10 protein-coding genes are annotated in these 10,572 nt (G+C 69.9%); 7 read left to right on the plus strand and 3 right to left on the minus strand.

Features of this window, described 5'->3' with window-relative positions:
- Positions 1-1,386 (minus strand): efflux RND transporter permease subunit (locus VGB60_RS02540; RefSeq protein WP_331036711.1); only part of this gene is annotated, 1,386 nt, incomplete at its 3' end.
- A gap of 7 nt (positions 1,387-1,393) precedes the next feature.
- The gene (locus VGB60_RS02545; RefSeq protein ID WP_331036712.1) at positions 1,394-2,593 is read right to left on the minus strand and encodes an efflux RND transporter periplasmic adaptor subunit; all 1,200 of its coding nucleotides are present in this window, start codon (positions 2,591-2,593) and stop codon (positions 1,394-1,396) included.
- 149 nt (positions 2,594-2,742) lie between these two features.
- On the opposite strand from VGB60_RS02545, the gene VGB60_RS02550 reads away from it, so the two are divergent.
- Entirely contained in the window at positions 2,743-3,309 is a 567-nt protein-coding gene (locus VGB60_RS02550) for a TetR/AcrR family transcriptional regulator (protein ID WP_331036713.1), read from the plus strand.
- On the opposite strand, the gene VGB60_RS02555 is transcribed toward VGB60_RS02550, so the two are convergent.
- Entirely contained in the window at positions 3,310-3,744 is a 435-nt protein-coding gene (locus tag VGB60_RS02555) for a PaaI family thioesterase (protein WP_331036714.1), read from the minus strand.
- Positions 3,745-3,826: 82 nt separating this feature from the next.
- Between VGB60_RS02555 and VGB60_RS02560 the strand changes: the two genes are divergently transcribed.
- The 6 genes from VGB60_RS02560 to VGB60_RS02585 form a co-directional block, all read left to right on the plus strand.
- A complete protein-coding gene (locus VGB60_RS02560) occupies positions 3,827-4,147 on the plus strand; it encodes a DUF3253 domain-containing protein (protein WP_331036715.1) in 321 nt (106 codons plus the stop codon).
- Positions 4,131-4,751, plus strand: coding sequence for a uracil-DNA glycosylase family protein (locus VGB60_RS02565; protein ID WP_331036716.1), 621 nt, complete (start codon positions 4,131-4,133; stop codon positions 4,749-4,751). The genes VGB60_RS02560 and VGB60_RS02565 overlap by 17 nt, the downstream gene beginning before the upstream one ends.
- The gene (locus VGB60_RS02570; protein WP_331036717.1) at positions 4,748-5,785 is read left to right on the plus strand and encodes an alpha/beta fold hydrolase; all 1,038 of its coding nucleotides are present in this window, start codon (positions 4,748-4,750) and stop codon (positions 5,783-5,785) included. Before VGB60_RS02565 ends, VGB60_RS02570 begins: the two co-directional genes overlap by 4 nt.
- 80 nt (positions 5,786-5,865) lie before the next feature.
- Positions 5,866-6,963: a Glu/Leu/Phe/Val dehydrogenase gene (locus VGB60_RS02575; protein ID WP_331036718.1), complete on the plus strand. Its 1,098-nt coding sequence runs from the start codon at positions 5,866-5,868 to the stop codon at positions 6,961-6,963.
- Positions 6,964-7,037: 74 nt separating this feature from the next.
- A complete protein-coding gene (cckA, locus tag VGB60_RS02580; RefSeq protein ID WP_331036719.1) occupies positions 7,038-9,089 on the plus strand; it encodes a cell cycle histidine kinase CckA in 2,052 nt (683 codons plus the stop codon).
- Positions 9,090-9,169: 80 nt separating this feature from the next.
- Positions 9,170-10,572, plus strand: a 1,403-nt coding sequence (locus tag VGB60_RS02585) for a M61 family peptidase (protein WP_331036720.1), incomplete at its 3' end; no start/stop codon positions are given.

A 10,572-nucleotide genomic window follows, 5' to 3' on the forward strand; every position in this document is an offset into this window, starting at 1 on the left:
CACGAACATGGTCGGCACGAACACCGAGACCAGCACCAGACCGATCGAGATCAGGGCGCCCGACACCTCCTGCATGGAGCGGTAGGCGGCCTCCTTGGGCGTCAGCCCCTGGCGGATGTAGCGTTCGACGTTCTCGACCACCACGATGGCGTCGTCGACGACGATGCCGACCGCCAGGACCAGCGCGAACAGGCTGAGAGAGTTGATCGAGAAGCCCAACATCAGCTGGACGGCGAAGGTGGCGACCAGCGCGACCGGGATGGCCACGATGGGGATGATCGCCGCCCGCCAGGTCTGCAGGAAGACGATGACCACCAGGACGACGAGGATGACCGCCTCGATCAGGGTGTGCTGAACCGACTCCACGGACGCGGCGACGAACTCGGTCGGATTGTAGGCCACCGACACGTCCATGCCCTGGGGCAGGTCGGCCTTCAGCGCCTCGATCTCGTCCTGCACCCGTTCCGCGGTGCCGAGCGCATTGGCGCCCGGCTGCTGAATGATGGCGACGCCGACGCCGCGTTCGCCGTCGAAGAAGCCGCGGATGCCGTAGTCCTGCGCGCCCAGCTCGACGCGGGCGACGTCGCGGACGCGGGTCACGCGGCCCTGCGCGTCCGTGCGAATGACGATGTCGGCGAACTGGTCCGGATTGCTGAGGCGGCCCTGGACCTGAACCGGCAGCTGGAAGGCGGCGGCGTTGGTGTTGAACGGCGGCTGGCCGATGGCCCCGGCCGCGGCCTGGACGTTCTGGGCCCGCAGGGCGGCGACGATGTCGGGGCCGGTCAAACCGCGCCCGGCGGCCTTCGCCGGATCGATCCACACGCGCATCGAATAGTTGCCGCCGCCGAACACCTGCACGGCGCCGACGCCGTCGACCCGCAGCAGACGGTCGCGCAGCACCGACTGGGCGTAGTTGCCGACGTAGTCGTTATCCAGCGACTTGTCCGGGGACGTCAGCCCCAGGATCATCAGGAAGCCGCTCTCCTGCTTGTTCACCGTCACGCCGATCTGGCGGACCTGCTCGGGCAGGCGCGGTTCGGCGAGGGCGACGCGGTTCTGGACCAGAACCTGGGCCGCATCCAGATCGGTGCCCGGGTTGAAGGTCACGGTCACGGAGACGGCGCCGTCGGAGGTGGATGACGACGAGACGTACAGCATCCCCTCGACGCCGTTGACCTCCTGCTCGATCGGCGCGGCGACGGTCTCGGCCACCGTCTCGGCCGAGGCGCCGGGATAGGCGGTGTTGATGGTGATCGTCGGCGGGGCGATCTCGGGATACTGCGACAGCGGCAGCAGCGGATAGGCGAACACACCCATCAGGGTGACGAACACCGCGATCACGGCCGCGAAGATCGGCCGGTCGATGAAGAAGCGCGAGATGTTCATGTCCGGATCAGTCGCCCGAGGACAGGCTGGCGGCGAAGGTCGCGGTCGAAGCCGGGGCGGACGTGGTCACCGGGGCCTGTTGCGGTTGCGCGACGGGCTGGATCCGGCCGTTGCGCGCCTGCACCTTCATGCCCGGCTGCTGGATGCGCTGGACGCCGGCGATGATGACGCGGTCAGTCGGCTGGAGGCCGGAGCGGACCACGCGCAGCCCGTCCACCAGCGGTCCCAGCTGCACCGGTCTCGGCGCGACCGAGCCGTCGGCGGCGACGACATAGACGATCCGGCGGGCCTGATCGGTGGCCACGGCGGCGTCGGGCACCAGCATGGCGTTGTAGGTTCCGGCTCCCGCGAGCCTGGCCTGGCCGAACATGCCCGGCTTCAGGAAGCCGTCGGCGTTGGGAATGACGGCTCGAAGCCGGATCACGCCCGAGGCGGTATCGACGGCGTTGTCGGTGAAGTCGAGCGTGCCGGCCCGCACGAAGTCGGCCTCGTCCTGCAGCCGGACCTGAATGGGCGCGGCGCCTTGCCGGGCCTGACGCTGATACTTCAGCAGCACGGCCTCCGACCCGTCGAAGACGAAGTGGATCGGCGCGCTGGACACCACGGTGGTCAGGACGTCGGCGGCCGACGAGCCTCCGGCCACCAGATTGCCGGCGTCGACGCGGCGGTCAGAGACGCGGCCCGAGATCGGCGCGGTGACGCGGGTGAACTCGAGGTCCAGCTGCCGGGCGCGCACGCTGGCGTTGGCGGCGGCGAGGGCCGCCTGCGCCGTCTGCAGGGCGCCGCGCCGGGTGTCGACCTCGGCCTGCGACACGGCCTGGGACTCCAGCAGGGTCTCCGAACGGGCGAGCTCGCTCTGGGCCAGGCTGATCTGCGCCTGGGCCTGCGCCAGCTGGGCCCGGGCCGAGGCCAGAGCGGCCTGAGCGGGGCGCGGGTCGAGGGTGAACAGCAACTGGCCGCGCCGCACATAGTCGCCGTCGCGGAAGTGGACGCCCGAGACGTAGCCGCCGACGCGAGCGCGAACCTCGACCGACTGCGTCGCCTCGAACCGGCCGGTGAACTCGTCCCAGTCCTGTACGGCGCGGACCAGCGGAACCGCGACGGTCACCGAGGGAGCCGGCGGCGGGGCCTGCGCCTCGCTCCGGCTGCAGCCATAGAGGGCGGCCGCCATCAAGGCGGACGCGGCCACGATCTTCGCGGTGCGCATGAACGTTCAGTCCCTGTCTTGTCGACCGCGGCGCACGGGGAGGAGGCCGGCTAGTCAACGCCCGGTGACTTAATGGTGATGCCGGTTGCGCTTGTCAACAGCGGTTGACAAAGCCATATGCAGTGTGGGGCTTTCCCGGAGATCACAAATTGTTTTGTCCCGTCGCGCCGCGGCCGCGTAACGCCGAGGCGACCCGCGCCGCCATCCTGGAGGCCGCCCGCGCACGCTTCGCGCGGGAGAGCTATGACGACGTCGGCATGCGCGACATCGCGCGCGACGTCGGGGTCGATGCGGCGCTGGTGTCCCGCTATTTCGGCTCGAAGGAAGACCTGTTCATCGCCGTGCTCAATGCATCAGGCGACAAGACGCGGATCATGGAAGGCGACCGCTCGACCTTCGGCCAGCGAATGGCCCGCGAAGCGATCTACAAGGAACACGGCGCCGGAAAGCTGGAGCATATGCTGATCATGCTGCGCTCGATCGGCTCGACCAAGGCGGCGGAACTGGTCCAGCGCAATGGTCAGGACTGCTTCTTCGGCCCGTTCGAGCGATGGCTGGGCGGCCCGGACGCACCGGTGCGCGCGCGGCTGGCGGCGGGCGTCATGATGGGCGTCTCTATCGGCAGCGAGCTGTGCATCGACAACCTGACGCCGGATCAGTGCGCCGACATGGAGCGCCGGATGGCCGTCCTCCTGCAGGACATCATCGACGGCTGATCAGCTCCGCTTCTCGAACTTCCGGATCACGCCCGAGAAGGTCATCAGCACGCGCTCGGCCGCATGGATCTGGCCGCGGACGAAGATCAGGGACTTGCCCGCGCGGATAACCTCGCCCGTCGCCTCGACCAGCTCCCCCACATAGGCGCCGTCGATGAAGGTCGATTCCAGCGACACGGTCACGCCCGAGGCCCCCTCCATCTCCTGATAGGCGGTCTGAAACAGGGCGATGTCGGCGAAGGTCATCAGGCAGCCGCCATGCATCCGATGGCCTGCGTTCATGTGCTTGGGCTCGGCGCGGAAGGCGCAACGCATCCGCCCATCCGGGTCAGGGCGGAAGTAGAAGGGCCCGACGACCTGATCGAACGTCCCGTGCAGGTCGTAGGTCTGCCAGCCGGCGAACTCGCCCTCCGTGACCGTGACTTTCTCGACCATGGAATCCTCTTCGGCTACCGCGCGACGCGCTACTTGAGCCGGGCGCCTTCATTCTGATCCCGCAATGCACCATACAGGCGCGATGAGCGACCCCATCGAAACCGCCATCTTCGAAAAACTGGCGAAGGCCGACCCCAAGGGCGTCGGCGGCAAGAGCATCGAGCCGGCGGAAGTCGCCAAGGAGCTGCAGCCCGAGCAATGGCAGCGGATGCTGCCCAAGGTGCGCGCCTGCGCCCTGGGCCTGATGCGGCAGGGGCGGCTGACCATCACCAAGAAGGGCAAACCGGTCGACCCGAACGCGGTCAAGGGCGTAATCCGCCTGCGCCTGCCCACAGAGGCCGAGACGGCGGCGGCGCTGGCGGCCCTGCCGCCGGTCGTCGAGGGCGATGACGACTTCGCCTGAGACAAGCGGCCTCGACGCGGTCCTCAACGACATCCGGGCCTGCCGCGCCTGTCTCGGTCACCTCCCGCATACGCCGCGACCGGTGGTTCGCGTCTTTCCGGAGACCCGCCTGCTGATCTGTGGTCAGGCGCCGGGGCGGCGGGTGCATGAGAGCGGGCTGCCGTTCACCGATCCGTCGGGCGACCGGCTGCGCCAGTGGCTGGGGGTGGACTACGAGACCTTCTACGCCGACCGCCGCATCGGCGTCGCCGCCCAGGCCTTCTGCTATCCAGGCACTGCGCCCGAAAAGAACGGAAAAGGCGGCGGCGACTATCCGCCTCCACGCCGGTGCGCCGAGCTGTGGCGGCCGAGGCTGCTGGCGGAGCTGCCGACGGTCGAGCTGACGCTGCTGGTCGGCGGCTACGCCCAGGTCTGGGCGCTGGGCGAGCGGGCGAAGATCAATATGACGGAGACGGTGCGGGCGTGGGCTGAGTATGCGCCGACGATCCTGCCCCTGCCTCATCCGTCGTGGCGCAATACGGCATGGCTGCAGAAGAATCCGTGGTTCGAGGCCGAGGTGCTGCCGTATCTTCGCCAGAGGGTTCAGGGCATTCTGGGAGAATGACTGCGAAGGCCCGTCGTCGATCTTCCTTCTTTCGGGGGCTGGCCCTCGCGGTCGCCTTTGGCCTCTCGGCCTGCGCCACCCCGGCCGTGCAGCCGCCGCTGACGCCGCCGCCAGGCTTCGCCGGGCCGGCGCTGACCGCCGACTCCCTCGTCATGGATGACGGCGCCCGTCTGCCGCTGGCGCGGTGGGCGCCGGAGGGCGAACCATGGGCGGTGGTAGTCGCCCTGCACGGGATGAACGACAGCCGCGCCGCCTGGCGTCTGGCGGGACCGTGGTGGGCGGAGCGCGGGATCGAGACCTGGGCCGTCGACCAGCGCGGTTTCGGGCAGGCGCCGGGCCGCGGCGTCTGGGCGGGCGAGGGTCGGATGACCGAAGACCTCCGCACCGCGGTTGCGCTGGCCCGAGCGCGTCACCCGCGGGCGCGGATTGCGGTCGTCGGCGAGAGCATGGGCGGGGCGGTGGCGATCGCCGCCTTCGCCTCGGACCGCCCGCCCGCGGCGGACGGCGTCGTGCTGCTGGCGCCGGCGGTGTGGGGCTGGTCGGCGCAAGGGCCGCTGAACCGCGCCAGCCTGTGGGTCACGGCGCGGATCATGGGCGAGCGGGCGGTGACCGCGCCAGCCTGGGCGGTCCGCGACCGGCACGCCTCGGACAACATGCTGGAGCTGATCCGCAACGGCCGAGATCCGAACAGCATCCTCTCGACCCGGTTCGACGCGCTCTATGGCCTGGTGGGGCTGATGGAGACTGCTTCGACCCGGCTGGGCGAGATCCGCGCGCCGACCCTGCTGCTGTACGGCGCCAGCGACAACGTGATCCAGAAGCGGCCGATGCTGCGGGCGCTGGAGCGGGCGGGCGAACGGCCCGGGTTCCGCACCGGCTTCTATCCCGAAGGCTGGCACATCCTGAACCGCGACCTGCAGGCGGAGACGGTCTACCGGGACGTCGAGGCCTGGCTGCGCGACCCCGACGGCGCCCTGCCGTCCGGGGCCGGTCCTGTGCTCCCCGCCCTGAGGTCAGAAGCCGCCGCACGGTGACGTGAAACCGCCGCGCTTGCTCTGACAGGTTGCGGCGCGTATGTGCGCGCAACAAAAAATCACCCCGGGAGACGCCCGCCATGGGTAAGACGCTGTTCGATTCCCCATCCTTCGCGAACCATGAAGGCGTCCACGCGGTCTTTGACGAAAAGACCGGCCTGCGTGCGATTATCGCCGTCCACTCGACCGCCCGCGGCCCGGCTGTCGGCGGCACCCGGATGTGGAGCTACGCGTCGAGCGCCGAGGCGCTGGAAGACGTCCTGCGGCTGTCGCGGGGCATGAGCTACAAGAACGCGGTCGCGGATCTGGAGATGGGCGGCGGCAAGTCGGTCATCATCGGCGACAGCCGGACGCAGAAGTCGCCGGAGCTGTTCCGCGCCTTCGGCCGCGCCGTGCACACCCTCGGCGGCATCTACTACGCGGCGGAGGACGTCGGCGTGTCGGTCTCCGACATCGCCGAGGCGCGGAAGGTCACGCCGTATGTGCTGGGCCTGAACGACGGCGCCGAGGCCTCCGGCGACCCGAGCCCGGTCACCGCCGAGGGCGTGTTCCGCTCGACCCTCGCCGCCGCCCGCCGCCTGTGGAAGCAGGACGACCTGACCGGCCTGACCGTTTCGGTTCAGGGCATCGGCCACGTCGGCGGCTACCTCGCCGACAAGCTGTACGCCGCCGGCGCGAAGCTGATCATGACGGACGTCAACACGGCCCTGCTGTCGGAAGTCGCCGCTCGGACCAACGCCGAGATCGTCGCGCCGGACGCCATCTATGACGTCAAGGCCGACATCTACGCCCCCTGCGCGCTGGGCGCGACGCTGAACCCGGAGACGCTGGACCGGCTGACGGTCAAGGCCGTGGTCGGCGCCGCCAACAACCAGCTCGCCACGCCCGACATCGGCCAGCGTCTGTTCGAGCGCGGCGTGCTGTACGCGCCCGACTATGTCGTCAACGGCGGCGGCATCATCAACGTGGCCTCCGAGCTGAAGGCGCGCCAGACCGGCGGCGCCTACGACCCGGCCTGGGTCGAGGCCAAGCTGTCCCGTCTGATGGAGACCTTGGACGAGGTGCTCGAGCGCTCGGCGGTCGAAAAACGCCCGACGCATGAGATCGCCGACGCCATCGCCGAAGCTCGCATCAACGCCGCCCGCGACGCCCGCGCCGAGGCGCTGAAGGCCGCCTGACGCCGGATTCGCGCCTCGCCCGCATACGGCACACTATGCCGTATGTTGCCCCATCTGATTCGGGCCGAGGCGCCATGACCGCACCTGCGAGGACCGCGAGCGGGCGACCGTTCGATCCGCTGCTGATCCTGACGGCGGTCGGTTCGATCGTGGCCGTCGGGGCGCTGGCCTATCCGGCCTTTCGGGCGGACCCGCTGAGCGCGCCCGGCCTGGTGCTGATCTTCACCGTCGTGGCGGTGGCCCTGATCGGCCTGTTCTCCTTCTCGCGCAGCGAGGGCAAGCAGCCGCTGGGGGACGCCGCCGTCGATCTGCTGGACGCCATGGCCGAACCCGCCGCCCTGGTCTGGGCCACGGGTCAGGTGCTGGCCTACAACGGAGCCTGGGCCGAAGCCAACGGCGCGACCACCGCCCTGCCAAAAGGCAAGTCCGCCTCCGCCCTCTACATGGCCTTCGCACAGGCCCGCGCCGGCGAGCAGGGCCGCGCCATCGTGGTGATCGGCGACCGCGAACAGGAAGTGCTGATCGGCCAGGCGGGCGAGCGCCGCTTCCTCGTCCGCGCCGCGCCCGAGGCCGTGATGCTGGCCCCGCCGTCGACGCCCGGTCGTCCCGCCGTGCATTCGAACGCCGCCGAAAGCCGCGCCATGGCCGCCGGCGCGCCGTTCGGGTCGGCGGTCATCGCCGCCGAGGACCTGTTCGCCGGCAAGGTGGAAGAGGCCAACGCCGCGCTCGAGGTTCTGACCGGCCCCGCCGCCGCCCGTGACGCCGCCTTCGGCCACCTGTTCGACCCCGCGGGCGTGACGGAAGCGAGACTGCGGCTGGCCGAGGGCTCCTCCGGCCCGATCGAACTGGTCGCCCGCGCCTTCCCGGACAAGATGCTGCACCTCTACGTCGCCCCTGAAGGCGACCGGCGACGCATCTGGCTGTTTGACGTCTCGGCCCAGAAGTCGATGGAGCTGCAGCTGTCGCAGGCCCAGAAGATGCAGGCGGTGGGCCAGCTGGCCGGCGGCGTGGCGCACGACTTCAACAACCTGCTGACCGCGATCCAGCTGCAGCTGTCGGGCCTGCTGGAGAAGCATCCGGTTGGCGATCCCTCGTACGAGGGGCTGAACGAGATCCGCCAGACGGCCATCCGCGCCGCCGACCTGGTGCGCAAGCTTCTGGCCTTCTCGCGCAAGTCGACGGTGCGGCGCGAGCGGCTGGATCTGGGCGAGCTGGTCGGCGAGTTCGCGGTCCTGCTGCGCCGCCTGCTGCGCGAGGACGTGCGGCTGGAGACCGACTACGGCCGCGACCTGCCGGTGGTGCTGGCCGACAAGTCCCAGCTCGAAACCGCGGTGATGAACCTCGCCGTCAACGCTCGCGACGCCATGCGCGGCGTGGTCGAGCCCGGCGCCGGTGTGGTGACCATCCGCACGTCGCGACTGAGCGCCGAGCAGGCTCGGGCGCTCGGCTGGTCGGCGCCGTCCAGCGCCGCCGTGGCCCTGATCGAGGTGACCGACACCGGACCGGGCGTGCCACCCGAGATCATCGACAAGATCTTCGAGCCCTTCTTCACCACCAAGGCGGTGAACGAGGGCACGGGCATGGGGCTGGCCACGGTCTACGGCATCGTCGAACAGGCGGGGGGGCACATCAACGTCGCCAACCTTGAGGGCGGCGGCGCCGCCTTCCGCATCTTCCTGCCAGAGGCGGCGGAGGCCGAACTGGCCGAGGTCGCGCCGGTCGAGGTCAAGGCCAAGGCGCCGCGCGACCTGTCTGGCGCGGGCCGCATCCTGTTCGTCGAGGACGAAGCCGCCGTGCGGGGCATCGCCGCCCGTCTTCTGCGCCAGCGCGGCTACGAGGTCATTGAGGCCGCCGACGGCGAAGAGGCGCTGGAACTGGCGGAACAACACGCCGGCACCATCGACATGATGATCTCCGACGTCATCATGCCCGGGCTTGACGGGCCGGCCCTTCTGAAGAAGGCGCGGCCGTTCCTGGGCGATGCGCCGGTGCTGTTCATCTCGGGCTACGCCGAGAGTGACTTCTCGGACCTGCTTCAGGACGAAGTCGGGGTGTCCTTCCTGCCCAAGCCGCTGGACATCAAGACGCTGGCCGAACGGGTCAAGCAGGAGCTGCACGCGGCCTGACGATCCGGGCTGCGGCGGCCGCTTGCCAAGCCGCGCCGCCCGCGCGACGGTTCGGATAAGAGGCAGGCGAGGGACACCCGATGAAACGACTGTGCTTGGCGACGGCGGCCATGGCGCTGCTCCTGGCGGCAGGGCCCTCGCTGGCCCAGCAGGGGCCGGCGGTCCAGTACGAGCTCAGCTTCGACAACGCCGTCCATCACGAGGCGCGGATCACCGTCACCTACCGTGAGGTCGGCAGCGCGCCCCTCCGGTTCGAGATGTCGCGTTCGTCCCCGGGCCGCTACGCCATCCATGAGTTCGCCAAGAACGTCTATTCGGTCTCGGCAATCGACGGGGCGGGCCGGCCGCTGCGGGTCGAGCGGACCGATCCCTACGGCTGGACGGTGCCCGAGCACGACGGCACGGTCGCCCTGACCTACACCCTGTACGCCGACCGGGGCGACGGCACCTATTCCCAGATCGACGCCACCCACGCCCACCTGAACATGCCCGCCACCCTGATGTGGGCGCGCGGCTTCGACGAGCGGGCGGCGCTGGTCCGCTTCCGGCCCTATGCGCCCGAGTGGAAGATCGCGACGCAGCTGCGGCCGACCGACGATCCGAACGCCTTCTTCGCTCCCAGCTTCCAGTACCTGATGGACAGCCCGGCCGAGCTCAGCGATCACATGGTGCGCGAGTGGCAGGTCGACGACGCCGGCGTTCCCCGCACCATCCGCATCGCCGTCCACCACCCGGGCACGGCGGCCGAGGCCGATACGTTCGCGGAGAAGGCGAAGAAGGTGGTGGCGCAGCAGATCGCGGTCTTCGGCGACGTGCCGGACTTCGACTTCGGGACCTACACCTTCCTCGCCGACTATGTGCCGCACGCCACCGGCGACGGGATGGAGCACCGGAACTCGACCTACATCGTCGACACCCGCTCGCTGGCGGCCGCCGAATACGACCAGCTCGGCACGCTGAGCCACGAGTTCATCCACGCCTGGAACGTGGAGCGTCTGCGCCCACGCGAGCTGGAGCCGTTCGACTTCACCCGCGCCAACCCGACGCCTTCACTGTGGTTCGCCGAGGGCTTCACCAGCTACTACGGGCCGCTGACGATCCGCCGCGCGGGCGAGAGCACGGTCGACGAATTCCTCGCGGAGATGGGCGGACAGCTGGGCTTCATCCAGAACTCCCCGGCGCGCGCCTACGGCTCGCCGCAGGAGATGAGCCTGCGGGCGCCGTTCACCGACGCCGCCACGGCGCTGGACCCGACCAATCCGAACATCTTCGCCTCCTACTACCCCTATGGCGCGGTCATCGCCTTCGCTCTGGATCTGGAGCTGCGCGGACGGGGCGCAGTCACGCTGGACGACTACATGCGCCACCTGTGGCGGACGCACGGGGTGAACGAGCGGCCCTATGCGCCGGACGACCTGCGCCGCGGCCTTGCCGAGGTCACGCGCGATCCGGCCTTCGCCGACGCCTTCTTCGCCGCCCATGT

It is taken from the genome of Brevundimonas sp., from assembly GCF_036399195.1.
Lineage (GTDB): Bacteria > Pseudomonadota > Alphaproteobacteria > Caulobacterales > Caulobacteraceae > Brevundimonas.

Bases quoted from the DNA above. Each gene is read 5' to 3' on its own strand.
- VGB60_RS02570 (WP_331036717.1), top strand. From the start codon at position 4,748: ATGACTGCGAAGGCCCGTCGTCGATCTTCCTTCTTTCGGGGGCTGGCC.
- VGB60_RS02545 (WP_331036712.1), bottom strand. From the start codon at position 2,593: ATGCGCACCGCGAAGATCGTGGCCGCGTCCGCCTTGATGGCGGCCGCC.
- VGB60_RS02560 (WP_331036715.1), top strand. From the start codon at position 3,827: ATGAGCGACCCCATCGAAACCGCCATCTTCGAAAAACTGGCGAAGGCC.
- VGB60_RS02555 (WP_331036714.1), bottom strand. From the start codon at position 3,744: ATGGTCGAGAAAGTCACGGTCACGGAGGGCGAGTTCGCCGGCTGGCAG.
- VGB60_RS02565 (WP_331036716.1), top strand. From the start codon at position 4,131: ATGACGACTTCGCCTGAGACAAGCGGCCTCGACGCGGTCCTCAACGAC.
- cckA (WP_331036719.1), top strand. From the start codon at position 7,038: ATGACCGCACCTGCGAGGACCGCGAGCGGGCGACCGTTCGATCCGCTG.
- VGB60_RS02575 (WP_331036718.1), top strand. From the start codon at position 5,866: ATGGGTAAGACGCTGTTCGATTCCCCATCCTTCGCGAACCATGAAGGC.